Genomic DNA, 17,174 nt, shown 5'->3' on the forward strand with positions numbered 1-17,174 from the left:
CTACGAGCTACGAGCTGGCCGTATGCATTGAGCGTGTGCCGCTTATCGTTCGTGCAGGACTTCCATGGGATAGAACTTGTTGGCCATGGCGTCGCGAATTCGCTTGAGTACCAGCGGGCTACGCAGGCGTCCATCGCGATCGAGGGCTTCGATTTCCTCGAGCGTCAGCCAGTGTATGGCGAGAATGCCGCGGTCAAGGTCATGGCCGAGATGGGCCAATGCCATGCCAAAGAAGGCGTGGCTATGGAAGGTCTTGCCGTCCGATGACTCATATACGTACATGCCCAGATAATCGGTGATGCCGACTCGCCAGGCGGTTTCTTCGGCAACCTCGCGTAGAGCGCCATCGCGGATGCGCTCGCCCGGCTCGAGATGACCAGCGGGCTGGTTGAACAGCGTGTGTGGTGCGCCACGATCCTCTTCCACCAACAGGAAGCGCCCGGCACGTTCCACCACAGTTGCCACGGTCACATAGGGGGTCCAGCGCGTCATTGACGTCTCCTCGAACGGGCACTCTGAGGGCCCTTTCCTTGTATTGGTCTCTGCACGGGAGCGTGCAGCGTCTGGCATTGCCACTGGCCGGGGCCGATTCCATCGAGGCGCCAACTACCGATGGCCACCCTTACGAGGCGCAGTGTCGGGTGCCCGATATGCGCTGTCATGCGTCGTACCTGACGATTACGGCCTTCACTGATGGTCAGCTCCAACCAGCAGGTGTCCGGGTGGCGCTTGTCGCAGAGTGGTGGCTGACGTTCTGCCAGACCGCTTCTTTCAATACGCCGTACCCTGGCCGGTAGTGTCAGCCCATCCTTGAGCGTGATGCCTTTGCGCAGGGCCTGCAAGGCCGCTTCATCTGGCTGTCCTTCCACCTGAACTCGATACGTCTTGGGTTGCTTGTGGCGAGGGTGGCTGATGCGATGAATCAGCTCTCCGTCATCACTGAGAACCAGTAGTCCTTCGGAATCGTAGTCGAGGCGACCGGCAGGATATATCCCGGGGACATCAATGATGTCAGCCAGGGTGGCTCGGCCCTCTGCATCCGTGAACTGTGACAGCATGCGGTAGGGTTTGTGCAGTAGATATATTCGACTCATGTGGTTTGGAATGCTGTTCAGGGGTGATGGAAGTGCTGGGTTAACCGTCTTTATTGGGGTAATTATATGGTGAAAAAGGAATTTTATCCTCTGATAGCGCCAGTGATATCGAAGCTGGCCGGCGCCTCGATCTTGCCGGGGACGGGCGAAAGCGGAAGATTGTCGACAAACTCTACTCGGGCCCTGGGGGGAGTGCTATACTCCGCCCTCCACTGACACAGACCAGACAGGGGAGTTCTCCATGGGTTACCAGAAGATTGTCGTTCCTGAGAGCGGCGAAAAGATTACTGCCAACGCCGACAACACCCTGAATGTACCGAATAATCCGATCATCCCGTTCATCGAGGGTGATGGTATCGGTATCGACGTGACTCCGGCGATGAAGATTGCCATTGATGCTGCGGTTCAGAAGGCCTACAACGGCGAGCGCAAGATCCACTGGATGGAAGTCTACGCTGGTGAAAAGGCCACTCAGGTTTATGACGCTGACACCTGGCTGCCGGAAGAGACCCTCGAAGCGGTCAAGGACTACATCGTTTCCATCAAGGGGCCGCTGACGACTCCGGTGGGTGGCGGCATTCGCTCACTCAACGTTGCTCTGCGTCAGAAGCTCGACCTCTATGTCTGTCAGCGCCCGGTGCGTTGGTTCGAAGGCGTGCCGAGCCCGGTCAAGAAGCCTGGCGACGTGGATATGGTCATCTTCCGCGAGAACTCCGAGGATATCTATGCCGGTATCGAGTGGAAGGCTGGTACCCCGGAAGCCGACAAGGTCATCAAGTTCCTGCGTGAGGAAATGGGTGTAACCAACATCCGCTTCCCGGAAAACTGCGGTATCGGCGTCAAGCCGGTTTCCGTTGAGGGCACCAGGCGCCTGGTCCGTCAGGCCCTGCAGTATTGCGTCGACAACGACCGCGAGTCGCTGACGCTGGTGCACAAGGGCAACATCATGAAGTTCACCGAAGGTTCCTTCAAGGACTGGGGCTACGAGCTGGCGAAGGAAGAGTTCGGCGCCGAGCTGCTCGATGGCGGTCCGTGGATGACCTTCAAGAACCCGAAGAATGGCAAGGACATCGTGGTCAAGGATGTCATCGCCGACGCCATGCTGCAGCAGATCCTGCTGCGTCCGGCTGAATATGACGTCATCGCTACGCTGAACCTCAACGGCGACTACCTGTCCGACGCTCTGGCGGCAGAAGTGGGTGGTATCGGTATCGCACCGGGCGCCAACCTGTCTGACACTGTTGCCATGTTCGAGGCTACCCACGGTACGGCTCCGAAGTACGCCGGTCAGGACAAGGTCAACCCGGGCTCGCTGATTCTCTCTGCCGAGATGATGCTGCGCCACATGGGTTGGGTCGAGGCCGCTGACCTGGTGATCAAGGGTACCGAGAAGGCGATCAGCAAGGGTGAGGTCACCTATGACTTCCACCGTCTGATGAACGACGCCAAGTTGCTCAAGTGCTCCGAGTTTGGCCAGGCCATCGCTGACAACATGTAAGCGATTGCTTGTACTGCTCGAGGCCCTCACCCGATATCGGGTGAGGGCCTTTTTGCGTGAAAAAGACCAGAAATCGCCCGATAATAGAGTCAGGAATCTGAACCCCGTCGCGCGAGCAGCGTCAAATAGGTGGCAGGAGTAGTGTCGAAGGTACGAATGGTCTGCCCCTTCTCGCTATCATGTCGCGTGGCGTCGAAGACAATGTGAGGCTTATGATCAAGGTAAGTGATGGCGACCTGATGTGGATTCAGGCGTCGGTGGCAGGGGGGATGACTCGGCCACCTCAACCCATCGAGGAGGATGACGGCGACCTTGCTACGCAAACGGCAGATCCTGAACTGGCCAGACCGCCGATGTACAAGGTGGTGTTGCATAATGACGACTTCACCCCAATGGAGTTTGTTGTCAACGTCCTGCAGACTTTCTTCAACCTCGATGGTGAGACGGCTGTGCAGGTGATGTTGACGGTGCACAGTCACGGCAAGGCGACCTGTGGCATCTTTACCCGCGATATCGCGGAGACCAAGAGTCATCAGGTCAACGATTATGCAAGAGAGTGTCAGCACCCGCTGCTGTGCGATATCGAAGCGGCAGATTGAGATGGCGGCATGTGCATAGGTGTGTGCTGTGCGAGTGATCGTTGATAGATAACTTGCAACGATCGCATTTGTGCCCGATGTTGATGATGCCGGACCACGAAAGATCCGATGCAATGCCCTGGGCGGCGAGAAGGGGACTGCCATGCTGAGCAAAGAACTTGAACTGACCCTTAACACGGCCTTCACGGTGGCGCGCTCCAAGCGTCACGAGTTCATGACGGTGGAGCATCTGCTGCTGGCGTTGCTGGATAATGCCTCTGCCTCTGATGTGTTACGTGCCTGTGGGGCCAACCTTGATAAGCTGCGGTCCGACCTGCAGGATTTCATCAATTCCACCACGCCGCTGATTCCCGAGGACCAGACCGAACGCGAAACGCAACCCACGCTGGGCTTCCAGCGCGTGCTGCAGCGTGCCGTGTTCCATGTCCAGTCGTCCGGCAAGAGCGAAGTCACTGGCGCCAACGTGTTGGTTGCCATCTTCTCCGAGCAGGAGAGTCAGGCGGTCTATTTCCTCAAGCAACAGAACGTTGCTCGAGTCGATGCTGTCAATTACATCGCTCATGGCATCTCCAAGGTGTCTGGCCACGGTCAGGGGCCGGCCTCGGCACCTCATGAGTCCGAAGAGGGCGACGAAGTGAGTAGCGAATCAGGCGGTAACCCGCTGACAGGTTTCGCTACCAACCTCAATGAGCAGGCTCGGATGGGTAAGATCGATCCGCTGATCGGTCGTGATCATGAGCTCGAGCGGGTAGTGCAGATTCTTGCCCGTCGTCGCAAGAACAACCCGCTGTTGGTGGGTGAGGCTGGCGTCGGCAAGACAGCAATTGCTGAAGGGCTGGCCAAGCGTATCGTCGAGGAAGATGTGCCCGATGTGATCAGCGACGCCGTTGTCTATTCGCTGGACATGGGAGCATTGCTGGCTGGCACCAAGTATCGCGGCGATTTCGAGAAGCGACTCAAGAGTCTGCTGGCCGAATTGCGCAAGCTACCCAATGCGGTGTTGTTCATCGATGAGATTCATACGGTGATCGGTGCCGGCGCCGCCTCTGGTGGCGTCATGGATGCCTCGAACCTGCTCAAGCCGTTGTTGTCTTCCGGCGAGCTGCGTTGCATCGGCTCTACGACTTTCCAGGAATTTCGTGGCATCTTCGAGAAGGACAGGGCGCTGGCACGTCGTTTCCAGAAGGTGGATGTCATGGCGCCTTCCGTCGAAGACTCGATACGTATCCTCAAGGGTCTGCGTTCGCGCTTCGAAGAGCATCATCAGCTCAAGTACACCGACGCAGCGCTGGATACTGCAGCTCGTCTGGCCGATCGTTACATCAATGATCGCTACCTGCCTGACAAGGCCATCGACGTGATCGATGAAGCGGGGGCGCATCAGCGTCTGCTGCCGCCGGAAATGCGTGTCGATGTGATTGATGTGGATCAGGTCGAGGCCGTAGTGGCATCGATTGCTCGTATTCCGCCGAAGAGCGTGTCCAGTTCGGATCGCAAGCTGCTGGCGAACCTCGAGCGAGACCTCAAGATGCTGGTATTTGGTCAGGATGAGGCTATCGATGGTTTGGGTGCGGCGATCAAATTGTCGCGGGCGGGCCTGAAGGCTCCAGACAAGCCAGTAGGTAGCTTCCTGTTTGCGGGTCCGACTGGTGTCGGCAAGACAGAGGTGGCTCGTCAGCTGGCGCGGATCATGGGTGTGGAGCTGGTGCGCTTCGACATGTCCGAGTACATGGAGCGGCATACCGTATCACGCCTGATTGGTGCACCTCCGGGCTATGTCGGATATGACCAGGGCGGTCTGTTGACAGAAGCGATCACCAAACAGCCGCACTGTGTGCTGTTGATGGATGAAATCGAGAAGGCGCACCCCGAGGTCTTCAACCTTCTGCTGCAGGTCATGGATCATGGTCGCTTGACCGACAATAATGGCCGCGAGGCGGATTTCCGTCACGTCATCTTGATCATGACCTCGAATGCCGGGGTGGAGCAGGCGACTCGTCGTTCCATTGGTTTCCAGCATCAGGATCATTCTACCGATGCGATGGAAGTCATTCGCAAGACGTTCTCGCCAGAGTTCCGCAATCGTCTGGATGGTATTATCCAGTTCCACTCCCTGCCTACGTCAGTCGTGCGCAGCGTGGTCGACAAGTTCCTGGTCGAGCTCCAGGCGCAGCTTGACGAGAAGCGAGTGCAGCTTGAGGTTGATGATGATGCCCGTGATTTGCTGGCGACCATGGGTTACGACCCGGATATGGGCGCGCGCCCGATGGCACGTCTGATTCAGGAGAAACTCAAGAAGCCGTTGGCTGAGATGATCCTGTTCGGCGACCTGGCAGAGAATGGCGGTGTGGTACACGTTAGTCTGGAAGACGGCGAGCTCAACCTGTCCACCGATGTCGAGATGGCCGATGCACCTTGAACCGAGATAGCCCTTGAACATGGTGATGATGGCCCGATACCAGGCTTGTTGCCGACGACACGAAGCCCCGCTTGCGGGGCTTCGTTATGTCTGGGGTTTGCGATTCGGTCAGAAGATGCAGTCGATGGCGAAATACGGCGCCATCATGGACATGCTGTGCATGCCATCAACATGTTCAATGCACACGCGGTTTTCACAGTATGCACGGAGCAGGCCGCATTCGCTGTGGAGCAGCATAAGACATCACTGCCCTGCATGATTGGGCAGCAGGGCAAAGTGTTGAGGCAGGGGGCAGGTCACCGGGCTGGAGGGGGCGCCGTGAGGGCTGGTCCGGTGACAGGCGTCGGCGGCTGTGCTGCCGATAGATCAGCGCGAGCGGTAGACGATGCGCCCCTTGGACAGGTCATAGGGAGTCAGCTCGACCTTGACCTTGTCGCCCGTCAGGATGCGGATGTAGTTCTTGCGCATCTTGCCGGAGATGTGAGCGGTCACGACGTGGCCGTTTTCCAGCTCAACACGGAACATGGTATTGGGAAGAGTGTCGACGACAACGCCTTCCATTTCGATATGGTCTTCACGTGCCATATAGGCGATTCCTCGTTGCTCAAGTCTAGACAGTTACGACAAGCCACGGTGGGAATGACCGCCCCTGTCGTCAGGATAGCGCGATATTTTGCCGTATGCTGGGCCAGATGGCAAAGAATCAAGCCAGAAAAGCGACGAGACTTGCGCGGTAAGCGAGTTTAGCCACGAGCCGTTCGAGCGGTAAGCTGTCAGTTATAAGCTATAGATAACCCTGAACTCCGGCGTTGATCTGCTCGTGACCCGCAGCTGGAACCTCGCGGCTTCTGGTTTGGCTGCTCGCTAGCATGAGCCAATCATCCTGCGCCATTGCCGGCCATCAAGCCGTTCGAGTGGTCTGAACGCGCGCTTGTAGCTCATCTTGCGGCATTCTTCGATCCAGTAACCGAGGTACACATGGGGTAGGCCCAGGTTGGCGGCGCGCTGTACCAGGGTCAATACCGCCTGGGTGCCGAGCGAGCGGTTGTCGAAGTGGCTGCCTGGAGCGAAGAAGGTATAGATTGCTGAAAGACCGTGCTGTAACTCATCGAAAGCAGAAACTGCCACCAGCTCGCCGTGAAGGCGAAACTCCATCAGTCGTGCCCATGGCTGATCGAGACTGAGGAAGGTGCGGTACTGTTCATGGCTGGGAGGAAACATGTCGCCATCGTGGTGGCGCGTACAGATGTACCTGGCATAGAGATCGTAATGCTCGGAGCTGAACTGGGCCGGGAAGACATTGACTTCCAGGTCGGCATTGCGGCGTATCAGGCGACGCTGGGTGCGGTTTGGCGCAAAGTCCGCGACCGGAATACGCACCGAAATACAGGCGTTGCAGCCATCACAATGCGGCCGGTACAGATGCTGACCGCTACGCCGGAACCCAAGTAGCGTCAGGGCGTCATAGACGCTCTGGCCGGGAGATTCCTTGGGATCGAGGAAGAGAGTGGTGGCTTCCTTTCCCGGGAGGTAGCTACAGGAGTGCGGCACCGTCAAGAAGAAACGCAGATCGCTTACCGGCTGCCGCGGTGTATTACTGCTCAAGGCTGCCGTCTCCCTGTCGTCGGACATGCTGAATGGTGTCGATACCGGTTTCGTTGGCGCCGGATTCACGTGGCCCAGGCCACTTTCCCTGTAGACTCGAAGGACCACTCGGGAGTCAGGATTTCACGATCCGGGCGACCATTGAACCACTTCTCAAGATAGCTGATGAAAGCGGTTCGGGCGATACCTCGAGCACCCAGGCTGGCCAGGTGGGGCGTATGCATCTGACAGTCGATCAGTTTGCCGCCGGACGACGCCATGCCTCGGGCGAGATGTACTAGAGCAACCTTCGAGGAATCCGCAATATGTGAGAACATTGACTCGCCAAAGAATACTGGACCGAGAGCAATACCATAGAGGCCTCCTACCAGAGAGCCTTCATGCCAGACTTCGACGGAATGAGCGATACCTTCACTGTGCAAGTGGCAGTATGCTTCACGCATTTCATCGGTAATCCAGGTGCCAGGGCTGCCCTTGCGTGATTCGGCGCATGATTGAATGACGTCCGCAAAGGCCTGGTCGACGGTCACCTGGAAGCCGGCATTGCGAATTCTCTTGGCCAGGCTGCGCCGCACGTGCAACTCGTCCGGAAAGAGTACCATCCTCGGTTGAGGGCTCCACCACAGGATCGGTTGATCATCGCTGTACCAGGGAAATATCCCGCGGCGATAGGCAGCCACCAGCCATTCGGGGGTCAGGTCGCCACCTGCAGCCAGTAGGCCGTCAGGGTCGTCGAGAGCCTCGGATACCGCAGGGAATTGAATGGGAAATGCGGGGAGCCATGGAAGCATCAACTTTCCTTGCCGTTCCAGAATGTTATAACTGCTGTGGATTTTGACCACAGCCTTGGCTGTGCACAAGTTGAAAGGGCTCGGGCCTATAACCCAGGCGGTTGGCTCGGTATCATAGCCCGCAATGAGTAGGATGGAAGACGCCCTCGAGGCGCAAGGGGAAGGCTGTTTGAGTGCCAACAAGAAATCCGCAACATCGCGGGCCAAGGCAGCCGCCGCTCGGGAGACGGCTCGCAAGGTCGGGCTGCGTCTTCACGGCTCTGCCAGGGAAGGTGTGATCATTGTACTGCTGGCCGCCTGTGTATTCCTGTTACTGGCGCTGTTCAGCTTTACTCGAGAAGATCCGGGTTGGTCATACAGCGGACCAGAAACCGAAGTGGCTAACTGGATGGGCTCTGCCGGAGCCTGGATCTCCGATGTGTTGTACTCCCTGTTTGGTGCCAGCGCTCTGTGGTGGCCAGGTATGCTTGGTTTTGCGGCCTGGTGGTTGATCCGCTCGCGCCAGGTGCGTTTTGACTGGGATACCACCTCGTTTGCTGTACGTTGCGGTGGCATGGTTCTGCTGTTACTGGGCACAACGACATTGGGGGCGCTGTATTTCGATAGCGCTGATACATCGATACAGGATTCCGCTGGAGGAATCCTTGGGCTTGGGCTGGTCGCTGCACTGAAGCCGGCGTTCAATACCGGTGGCACGGGGCTGTTGGCGATTGCTGGAATTCTGTGCGGTATACCGTTGTTGACGGGGCTGTCCTGGCTGAGTGTGCTGGATGAAGTAGGTCATCGTGTTCTGCAGGCTGTTGGCCATGTGCGTAGCCGTTTCTCGCCCAGCTCCAGTGACAGCAAGGATGAAGCGCAACAGAATGGCAAGACACGCACCAGCGCTCCGGACCTGGGCAAGGCCTCATCTGCGAATACCTCAGGCAAGGCCAGCGGCAGCGGTGTGCAAGAGTCCGAGAGCGGTGTGCAGGAGCCTGAGGAAGCATCTCCTCGCTGGTGGCAACGTCTTGTTCCGAGCATGCGCCGCAAATCGGTGGACGATGAACCTGCATCCGATTCGGCGCGTCGAGAGCCTGGTATGGGACTCGAGAATCGCGACGATATCCCGTGGCATGTTCCCGAAGAGACGCCCTCGGCAAAACAGGCTGGCGCTGCCTATACCGAGCGGTTGGAGCGCACAACCCGCGAATCGCGCGAACCGACGCTGGGAAGTGCCTTCACACAGAAGCCTCAGCCCAGTGGCGCACCGACGGCTTCTGCTGCTGGTGAGCGCTCGCCGACCATCTCATTGCGTGCTGAGCGCAATGAGCCGGATACTCTGACGTCACAGCGTTCATCTGCCCCGCCCCAGACAGCAGCATCTCACTCCAGCGAGTCGGAGCAGAAGAAGCCTGAGACTCCGGTCCTGCGCCTGGAGCCACAACCTGTGCGTGGGCCAGCTGCTGCTGAGCCGCCGTCCAGCAGTGCGCCAACCGCGGATGTGCCGCCTGCACCACCGACACCTGAGGCTGGCCACGGCTCGACGTCGACTACGCCTGCACACCCGCCTCAGGCGGAAAGCGTAGCGGCCTCACCGACAACTACTCCGCCGGTGACGGCTGGTTCTGTGGCTTTGCCGACCAGTGATCATGATGCCTCGACGCGCTCAGACACTGATGGTCAGCCTGCTGCGGGTGTGTCGCCACCATCTCCAGAAGACAGTCTGCAGTCGGATGGGGTGGATGCGACTCCCTTCGCCGTTGAGCCGTCTCATAACGAGCGTCGTGCAGAGGAAATCCCCGAGCCGGTATTACCTGATGATGGTGGTGCACTGGCAGCCGGTGTCGGAGCGGGGGCTTCATTGTTGGCAGGCGCTCATGAGGCTCCGCGCCCGGTTGCAGGGAGCGGAGCAGGGCAGTCCACATCCTCACCGCAACCGACATCTCAGCAGAGTTCACCGTCAGCACATCACTCTCCTCTGCAGGGCGCTCAATCGGTGCCTGTACCGGGGCAGCAGACTGGCACCCCGCCGCAGGAAGGACGAGTGGCGACTGCCGAACAGGGCCGTGAAGCTGCGGATAGCGGTGGTCCAACCTTGTGGACGGTGGAGCATTTGCAGAGTCAGCGTCCAGGGTTTGACGATCTTCCTGAGCCGGATGGTGAATTGCCCAGCTTGCGCTTGCTGACACCGCCGGAACCGCACCAGCCCAACTATACCGAGCAGCAGCTTGCCGATATGGCCGAGCTGCTGGAGATGCGTCTGCGCGAGTATGGCGTCAAGGCTGAAGTGGTTGATACCTGGCCGGGACCGGTGATCACACGCTTCGAGATCAAGCCCGCTGCCGGGGTGAAGGTTTCGAAGATCAGCAATCTGGCCAAGGATCTCGCACGTTCGTTGATGGTCAAGAGCGTACGAGTGGTCGAGGTGATTCCGGGGCGTCCTACTGTCGGTATCGAGATTCCCAACCCCAATCGCGCCATGATTCGCCTGCGCGAAGTTATCGACTCTGACCGCTATCAGCACGAAGCCTCGGGATTGACGATGGCGCTCGGGCAGGACATCGGCGGAGCCCCGGTTGTCGCCAACCTCGGCAAGATGCCGCACGTGTTGGTCGCCGGTACCACCGGTTCGGGTAAGTCGGTGGGTGTCAATGCGATGCTGATTTCCATGTTGCTCAAGGCCACGCCTGCTGAGCTTCGCCTGATCATGGTTGACCCCAAGATGCTCGAGCTGTCGGTCTACGATGGCATACCTCATCTGCTGGCACCGGTGGTTACCGATATGAAGGAAGCCGCCAACGCCCTGCGTTGGTGTGTTGCCGAGATGGAACGTCGTTACAAGCTGATGGCCGCAATGGGCGTACGTAACATTGCTGGCTTCAACAGCAAGTTGGATGAGGCCGAGCGAGCCGGTGCTCAGGTGGCCGACCCGCTGTGGGAACCCCAGCCCTGGGAAATGCACCAGACGCCGCCGGTACTCGAGAAGCTGCCGTATATCGTGGTGGTGATCGACGAATTTGCCGATATGTTCATGATTGTCGGCAAGAAGGTCGAGGAACTGATTGCACGACTGGCGCAAAAGGCGCGAGCTGCTGGTATTCACCTGGTGCTCGCCACTCAGCGTCCCTCGGTGGATGTGGTAACAGGCTTGATCAAGGCCAACATTCCCACGCGGATGGCCTTCCAGGTGTCTTCACGGATCGATTCGCGCACCATCCTCGACCAGGGCGGTGCTGAAAACCTGCTGGGCCACGGCGACATGTTGTACCTGCCTGCTGGTTCCGGCCAGCCGACGCGAGTGCATGGTGCCTTTGTCGATGATGATGAAGTGCATCGGGTGGTGGAAGACTGGAAGCGTCGTGGCGAACCTCAGTTCGTTGAGGAAATTCTGTCTGGGGGTGTTTCGGCGGATGCGCTGACCGGCCTTGAGGCCGAGGGAAGCGATGATGGCGATGCTGAGCAGGATGCCTTGTATGACGAAGCGGTAGCTTTCGTGACGGAAACCCGTCGTGCGTCGATTTCTGCCGTACAGCGTCGCTTCAAGATTGGCTATAACCGTGCTGCACGCCTGGTTGAATCGATGGAAGCGGCTGGTGTGGTCTCGTCAATGGGCAGCAACGGTGGTCGTGAAGTGCTGGCACCGCCGCCGGTAGGGGGCTGACCTCGACCTTTCTGCTGGACAATAAGCGTCTCTTTTTCGCGACACTTGTTGTCCAGCATGCAATCACCATGCAACCCGCACCAGATAGCTGTGGTGAGCGCAACTTGTTCGCCACACTGAAGTCTTACGGAATTGAAGACTTACGGAAACACTGAATCTCACGGAGAGATGACATGCGATTGAGCCGTACACTGACCAGTAGCATTGCCGTGCTGGGGGCTGCCTTGCTGATTCCCGCCACAGCCCTGGCCGACGGAGCAGAGCGCCTCAGCCGCATGCTCAGCCCGCTGCAGACGTATTCTGCCGATTTCGAGCAGCAGATACTGGATGGTAGCGGTCAGCGCCTGCAGGAAGCTCAGGGCCATATGTGGTTGTCGCGCCCCGGTAAGTTTCGCTGGGAGGTCGAGGCACCTTATGAGCAGATCGTGGTGTCTGATGGCGACGAAGTGACGTTATATGATCCAGACCTGCAGCAGGCCACCGTACAGCCACTGGATCAGCGAGTGACCCACACTCCGGCCCTGCTGCTGTCAGGCAGTTCCAGTGATCTGACCGAGAACTATGACGTATCCAGCTCTCAGCAGGGGACGGCCGAAACCTTTACACTGGTGCCCAAGTCGCCGGATACGCTGTTCGAGGAGCTTCGGCTGACTTTCTACAGTGAGCAGCTGGGCTTCCTGCAGATGACCGACAGCACCGGGCAGCGTACTGCCATTTCTTTCGACAACGTTGAGCAGAATGGCAACGTCGACAACTCCCATTTCAGTATCGATCTACCTGCGGATACCGACGTGATCCGCGATGGTGCTCAAGCAGCCCAGTAAACGCTTGAGGCCTACGCAGTACATGACAACGCCCCTGGTCAAGGCCGGGGGCGTTGTCGTTTGTGGGTGGGGACAATGGCTGGGGTGGCCGCAAGCAGTCGGTGCTTGCTCCGGTCGGATGGTTATTGGTCGCTCGAGGTGTCGTCGGCTTCAGCATCGAGCTGGGAGCGCCATGCCATCATGCGTGCAAAGCGTTCCTCCTGGCCAAAGGCGGTTGGTGTGTAGAAGTTCTGGGCCGGTATGTCTTCCGGCCAACAGTCGTGGGCCTGGCCGGCTGGATAGCCATTGGGTTCGTTGTGAGCATAACGGTAGCCTTCACCGTGGCCCAGTGACTCCATCAGGCGGGTCGGGGCGTTGCGAAGGTACTGAGGCACTTCCAGACTCGGCTGGCTGGCAACGAACTGCTGAGCCTTTTTCCAGGCCTGGTCGATGGCATTGCTCTTGGGAGCTATCGCGAGATGGATAGCGGCATGAGCGATGGCGCGCTGGCCTTCGTAGTCTCCCAGACGCAGGTAGGCATCCCAGGCGGCCATTACCAGCGGCAGGGCCCGTGGATCGGTGTTACCCACGTCCTCCGAGGCGATTGCTGCCAGGCGTCGGACCACATCCAGCGGATCGCCTCCCCCCTGCATGAAACGGGCGATGTAGAGTAGGGCGGCATCCTGACGAGAGGATCGTATCGATTTGTGGATGGCCGACAGTAGATCGTAGTAGTGGTCACCTTGCTTATCGAAGGCGCTGGCAGTATGACCGATGACATCCTGTAGCGCGCTGGTGTCGAGAAACTCACCATTGTCAGTGGGCTGAGTGAAGTCGCAGGCTGTCTCGAGCAGACCAAGGGCGCGCCGAGCATCACCAGCAGCGGCACGGGCGAGGATCGGCAATACATCCTCGGCGAGCTGTATACGGCGTTGTCCCAGACCGTGCTCCGGGTCATCGAGGGCACGCTGCATGATGTCGACCAGATCTTCTTCGCTCAACCCCTTGAGAACGTGTACCCTGGCGCGCGAAAGTAGCGCGGAGTTGACCTCGAAGGAGGGATTCTCGGTGGTTGCGCCGATCAAGGTCAGCAGCCCCGACTCTACATGCGGCAGCAGTGCATCCTGTTGGCTCTTGTTGAGGCGGTGGATCTCGTCGAGAAACAGCACGGTTCGCTGGTTCTGGCCTTGAGCCACACGAGCGCGTTCGACCACCTCGCGAATATCCTTGACTCCGGCCATCACCGCAGACAGGTGCTCCAGCCGAGCCTGGCAGGCATCGGCGAGGATCTCTGCCAGAGTGGTCTTGCCGACACCAGGCGGTCCCCACAGGATCAGCGAGCGGACCTCGCCAGCTTCTACCATGCGTTGCAGTGGCTTTCCTGGCCCAACCAGCGCCTGCTGACCGACATAGTCAACCAATTGCCGAGGTCGCATACGCCATGCAAGGGGAGCTGTGTCCTGCTGCTGGGCTTGTTCGAACATGTCCATTCTGGTGTGCTCCCCATGGTGTGTGGGCTACAGCCGTTAAGCCTTTGGTTGTAAGTGATAGATTACTTTCTATGCCTATAAAATCGACAGGCAGAAATCTCCATTAGCGACTAGGTTGATACATTCCGGCGTTAACGTCGGAAACTGAACCTGAGAAGGCCAGTCAAAGCTAAAGGGTGTCTTCAGCCCGCGCTGACCACAGGAGGTTTCTGCCATGCCCATGCTGAAACAGTTGCGTCAGGATCATGCCAACATGGCGCGCATACTGCACGTTCTGCAACTCAAGCAGAAGGCCCTCGCCGAAGGGGAACGACCCAATTTCCAATTGGTACGGGAGGTGGTGGACTATATCCTCGACTACATGGCTGGCTTCACACTGCCTCTGGAAGAGATCTGCACCGAACGTCTCAAGGAGATGGCGCCGCATAGCGAGACGGTGACAGAGCGCCTTTCGGGCCAGTATCGCCAGTTGAAAGCTCGGCTCAACCGGTTGTCACGGGATATCGATGCGATTCTCATGGATGTGGCCGTTCCCATGGATCAATTCTCCGACGATCTACGGAATTATCTCGAGAGTCACCGAAATTATCTTCGAGAAGAGCGAGAAGAGTTGTTTCCGCTGATTTCCGAGTATTTCTCGGACGAAGACCTCGTGCGTCTTTCTCATGCTCTGCCGGCCAATGCTACGGCGGAGTTGGAACGTCTGCAGGGTGCCTATCCCGAGCTATATGCGGAACTACGTGACAACACCAACTCTGATCCTCTTCCTGCCTGATCCTCTTCCTGATGATACTCGTGGATGAGGGGTGTTGGAGGATATGTCGGGGTGTATGTCATCACTGGAGCTGATGGTGTCGGGCCTGATGGATGGACCGGGCCCGAGGATGGTGCGTACCGACGCCTGTGGGCGTCGGTACGGATGTGAGCTTGACAGGATGTGAGCTTGACAGGATGTGAGCTGGACTGGATGTGGGTTAGAATGGCGCCCAATATCCTGGTGGCGTCATTCATGTCTGTGCAGCTTTCCTTGCTTACCCTTCGTTCGTCCGGAGCCGAGTGTTCCGGTGTTTGCCTATCCGGTGCGGAGAGTTCCGGGTCGAGGTTGCTTGCGCCTCAGCCTCTGCCTCTCGCCTTGATATGGCAAATGGCGGAGGGCTGCTAGTGGCTGGGCCGATCCTGGTATTTGACTCAGGGGTTGGTGGGCTTTCCGTGGTCTCGGCCTTGCGTCGGCGCTTGCCGGAAGCCGCGCTGGGCTATTGCTGTGATAACGCCATGCTGCCCTACGGTACTCGTGCCGATGGATGGTTGGTGGAACGCATCATGGCGGTGTGCTCCGCAGCGGTGGCTGAGGTTGAGGCAGATACCCTGGTCATCGCCTGCAATACGGCGAGTACCCTGGCGCTGGATGAGCTGCGTGCTCGACTCGATATCCCGGTGGTCGGTACCGTGCCGGCGATCAAGCCCGCGGCTCAACTCAGCCGGACCGGGCATCTTGCCCTGCTGGCCACCAGTGCCACGGTGGCACGACCCTATACCCAGCGCCTGATCAACAGCTATGCACCGCACTGTCGCGTTACCCGCCTCGCTGCGGATGCATTGGTTCGTCAGGCGGAGTGCTGGGTGCGTGGTGAAGCACTCGACGAGCGCGCACTGCGTGAGGCGCTGGCCCCGTTGGCCGAAGATCCGGAGATCGACACTGTGGTACTCGGCTGTACGCATTTTCCGTTGCTGCGTGACGCTCTGGTGGCTACGGCGCCGGGGGACTACAACTGGGTGGATTCGGGTGAGGCGATTGCCCGTCGTACGGCCCAGGTCGCTCGTCAGCCCGCGCCACGCAGTCTTCCGGATCAGGCCATGGTGACCGCTCTGGATGAGGGCTTGACCCGAGGCCTCTCCGCCTACCGCTTTGCTTGTCCCCATCTGCTGGATCCCACTACCGACTGACTCGCTGGGGCACTGAACTCCCGCCATTCGTTTTCACAGGAGCCGCTGTGGCCATTCCCGTTGTTGAAGTTGAACGCTACCAGGAACTGCTTGCTACCAAGAGCGAACGCCTGCGCCGTCAGTTTGCTCGCTTCTCACCGCCGGAGCTGGAAGTCTTTCCATCACCACCTGCCCATTACCGTCAGCGTTGCGAGTTTCGTATCTGGCATGAAGGCGATGATCTCTACTACGCGATGTTCGAGGATGACCCCAACGATCCGACGAAGAAGCGCCCGCGGCGCATGGATCAATATGATGTCGCCAGTGAGCGCATCAATGAATTGATGCCTGCGCTGCTCGATGCCATTCGCGACCAGCCGGTTTTGCGACGTAAGCTGTTCCAGGTCGAGTTCCTTACCAGCCTCAAGGGCGAGGCGCTGATCACGCTGATCTACCACCGCCCTCTAGAAGAGGATTGGGAGCAGCTGGCGCGAGAACTGGAGCAGCAACTCGACGTCATGATTATCGGGCGTTCACGCAAGCAGCGCATTGTGCTGACGCGTGATCATGTCTGGGAGCAGCTCGAGGTCGATGGGCGTCAGTTCCATTATCAGCAGGTCGAGAACAGTTTCACGCAACCCAATGCGCGTATCTGTATGTCGATGCTGAGCTGGGCGCGAGAAGTCACGGCCGGTAGTGAAGACCGCGACCTGGTGGAGCTGTATTGCGGCAACGGAAACTTCACCATCGCGATGGCCGAGAACTTCCGGAGAGTGCTGGCCACTGAGATTTCACGCACTTCGGTTGCCAGCGCGCGCATCAATCTAGAGCGTAATGAGGTTGATAATGCCTTTGTCAGTAGAATGTCCGCTGAGGACTTCTCGTCTGCGCTGAAAAGGGACAAAGGTGGGCGCAGAGTGGACGAGATGGGGCTGGACGACTATGACTTCTCTACAGTTCTGGTCGATCCGCCCAGGGCAGGCCTGGATGATGCCAGTTGTGCACAGATCAGTGTCTACGACCGCATCCTGTATATTTCCTGCAATCCTGATAGCCTGGCGGAGAACCTCGATCAGTTGACAACAAGCCATCGTATCGTGCGTTTTGGCCTGTTCGACCAGTTTCCCTTCACCCATCATTGTGAGTGTGGAGTATTGCTGGAACGTCGTTGAATTGAGGTGGGCCATGGCTTCGGCGGATTCCAGCGACATTGTCAAGCCTCGATGCCGGGATGACATACAGCATGATAAGGCTGGCATGTCAGTGGGTGGAGCCGCGGGATTGGCGTAAGCTGAGCCATTGCGATCATGGG

Annotated in this window: 14 protein-coding genes; 8 read left to right on the top strand and 6 right to left on the bottom strand. The window is 58.5% G+C overall.

Annotation, left to right across the window (positions count from 1 at the left end):
- Positions 1 to 42 precede the first annotated feature (42 nt).
- Positions 43 to 492 carry an NUDIX domain-containing protein gene (locus tag AR456_RS05990; RefSeq protein ID WP_021820460.1) on the bottom strand — a complete coding sequence of 150 codons (450 nt, stop codon included), beginning with the start codon at positions 490 to 492 and terminating at the stop codon, positions 43 to 45.
- Positions 489 to 1,094, bottom strand: a complete 606-nt coding sequence (locus AR456_RS05995; RefSeq protein ID WP_031208605.1) for a pseudouridine synthase — start codon at positions 1,092 to 1,094, stop codon at positions 489 to 491. Before AR456_RS05995 ends, AR456_RS05990 begins: the two co-directional genes overlap by 4 nt.
- Before the next feature lie 241 nt (positions 1,095 to 1,335).
- Between AR456_RS05995 and icd the strand changes: the two genes are divergently transcribed.
- The 3 genes from icd to clpA all read left to right on the top strand — a co-directional run bounded on the left by icd (position 1,336) and on the right by clpA (position 5,610).
- Positions 1,336 to 2,592, top strand: a complete 1,257-nt coding sequence (gene icd / locus AR456_RS06000; RefSeq protein ID WP_021820462.1) for an NADP-dependent isocitrate dehydrogenase — start codon at positions 1,336 to 1,338, stop codon at positions 2,590 to 2,592.
- Positions 2,593 to 2,831: 239 nt separating this feature from the next.
- Positions 2,832 to 3,191, top strand: a complete 360-nt coding sequence (gene clpS, locus AR456_RS06005; protein WP_031208607.1) for an ATP-dependent Clp protease adapter ClpS — start codon at positions 2,832 to 2,834, stop codon at positions 3,189 to 3,191.
- 142 nt (positions 3,192 to 3,333) lie between these two features.
- Positions 3,334 to 5,610, top strand: a complete 2,277-nt coding sequence (gene clpA, locus AR456_RS06010; RefSeq protein ID WP_021820464.1) for an ATP-dependent Clp protease ATP-binding subunit ClpA — start codon at positions 3,334 to 3,336, stop codon at positions 5,608 to 5,610.
- 366 nt (positions 5,611 to 5,976) lie between these two features.
- Here the strand turns inward: clpA and infA are convergent, their stop codons facing one another.
- From infA to aat, 3 genes are all read right to left on the bottom strand, one after another.
- On the bottom strand, positions 5,977 to 6,195 hold the full coding sequence (gene infA, locus AR456_RS06015; RefSeq protein ID WP_013332816.1) for a translation initiation factor IF-1: 219 nt from the start codon (positions 6,193 to 6,195) through the stop codon (positions 5,977 to 5,979).
- A 279-nt stretch (positions 6,196 to 6,474) separates the two neighbouring features.
- Positions 6,475 to 7,215 carry an arginyltransferase gene (locus AR456_RS06020; RefSeq protein ID WP_021820466.1) on the bottom strand — a complete coding sequence of 247 codons (741 nt, stop codon included), beginning with the start codon at positions 7,213 to 7,215 and terminating at the stop codon, positions 6,475 to 6,477.
- 65 nt (positions 7,216 to 7,280) lie between these two features.
- Positions 7,281 to 8,006 (bottom strand): leucyl/phenylalanyl-tRNA--protein transferase, encoded by a 726-nt coding sequence (aat, locus tag AR456_RS06025; protein WP_021820467.1) that lies wholly within the window; start codon positions 8,004 to 8,006, stop codon positions 7,281 to 7,283.
- A 133-nt stretch (positions 8,007 to 8,139) separates the two neighbouring features.
- On the opposite strand from aat, the gene AR456_RS06030 reads away from it, so the two are divergent.
- Complete coding sequence (locus AR456_RS06030) at positions 8,140 to 11,646, top strand: DNA translocase FtsK (protein ID WP_021820468.1); 3,507 nt, start codon at positions 8,140 to 8,142, stop codon at positions 11,644 to 11,646.
- A 173-nt stretch (positions 11,647 to 11,819) separates the two neighbouring features.
- Positions 11,820 to 12,470 carry an outer membrane lipoprotein periplasmic chaperone LolA gene (gene lolA / locus AR456_RS06035; protein ID WP_021820469.1) on the top strand — a complete coding sequence of 217 codons (651 nt, stop codon included), beginning with the start codon at positions 11,820 to 11,822 and terminating at the stop codon, positions 12,468 to 12,470.
- Between the two features lie 122 nt (positions 12,471 to 12,592).
- Here the strand turns inward: lolA and AR456_RS06040 are convergent, their stop codons facing one another.
- Positions 12,593 to 13,939: a replication-associated recombination protein A gene (locus tag AR456_RS06040; protein ID WP_021820470.1), complete on the bottom strand. Its 1,347-nt coding sequence runs from the start codon at positions 13,937 to 13,939 to the stop codon at positions 12,593 to 12,595.
- Between the two features lie 220 nt (positions 13,940 to 14,159).
- Between AR456_RS06040 and AR456_RS06045 the strand changes: the two genes are divergently transcribed.
- The 3 genes from AR456_RS06045 to trmA all read left to right on the top strand — a co-directional run bounded on the left by AR456_RS06045 (position 14,160) and on the right by trmA (position 17,034).
- The gene (locus AR456_RS06045) at positions 14,160 to 14,714 is read left to right on the top strand and encodes a hemerythrin domain-containing protein (RefSeq protein ID WP_031208613.1); all 555 of its coding nucleotides are present in this window, start codon (positions 14,160 to 14,162) and stop codon (positions 14,712 to 14,714) included.
- 386 nt (positions 14,715 to 15,100) lie between these two features.
- The gene (gene murI / locus AR456_RS06050) at positions 15,101 to 15,883 is read left to right on the top strand and encodes a glutamate racemase (protein WP_021820472.1); all 783 of its coding nucleotides are present in this window, start codon (positions 15,101 to 15,103) and stop codon (positions 15,881 to 15,883) included.
- 47 nt (positions 15,884 to 15,930) lie between these two features.
- Positions 15,931 to 17,034 (top strand): tRNA (uridine(54)-C5)-methyltransferase TrmA, encoded by a 1,104-nt coding sequence (gene trmA, locus AR456_RS06055; protein WP_021820473.1) that lies wholly within the window; start codon positions 15,931 to 15,933, stop codon positions 17,032 to 17,034.
- The last annotated feature ends 140 nt before the right edge of the window (positions 17,035 to 17,174 follow it).

This window comes from Halomonas huangheensis, assembly GCF_001431725.1.
Taxonomy (GTDB): domain Bacteria; phylum Pseudomonadota; class Gammaproteobacteria; order Pseudomonadales; family Halomonadaceae; genus Halomonas; species Halomonas huangheensis.

Coding starts and splice junctions, on each gene's coding strand:
- AR456_RS05995 (WP_031208605.1), bottom strand. CDS start 1,094: ATGAGTCGAATATATCTACTGCACAAACCCTACCGCATGCTGTCACAG.
- aat (WP_021820467.1), bottom strand. CDS start 8,006: ATGCTTCCATGGCTCCCCGCATTTCCCATTCAATTCCCTGCGGTATCC.
- AR456_RS06030 (WP_021820468.1), top strand. CDS start 8,140: ATGGAAGACGCCCTCGAGGCGCAAGGGGAAGGCTGTTTGAGTGCCAAC.
- infA (WP_013332816.1), bottom strand. CDS start 6,195: ATGGCACGTGAAGACCATATCGAAATGGAAGGCGTTGTCGTCGACACT.
- AR456_RS06040 (WP_021820470.1), bottom strand. CDS start 13,939: ATGGACATGTTCGAACAAGCCCAGCAGCAGGACACAGCTCCCCTTGCA.
- lolA (WP_021820469.1), top strand. CDS start 11,820: ATGCGATTGAGCCGTACACTGACCAGTAGCATTGCCGTGCTGGGGGCT.
- AR456_RS06045 (WP_031208613.1), top strand. CDS start 14,160: ATGCTGAAACAGTTGCGTCAGGATCATGCCAACATGGCGCGCATACTG.
- AR456_RS05990 (WP_021820460.1), bottom strand. CDS start 492: ATGACGCGCTGGACCCCCTATGTGACCGTGGCAACTGTGGTGGAACGT.
- clpA (WP_021820464.1), top strand. CDS start 3,334: ATGCTGAGCAAAGAACTTGAACTGACCCTTAACACGGCCTTCACGGTG.
- clpS (WP_031208607.1), top strand. CDS start 2,832: ATGTGGATTCAGGCGTCGGTGGCAGGGGGGATGACTCGGCCACCTCAA.
- icd (WP_021820462.1), top strand. CDS start 1,336: ATGGGTTACCAGAAGATTGTCGTTCCTGAGAGCGGCGAAAAGATTACT.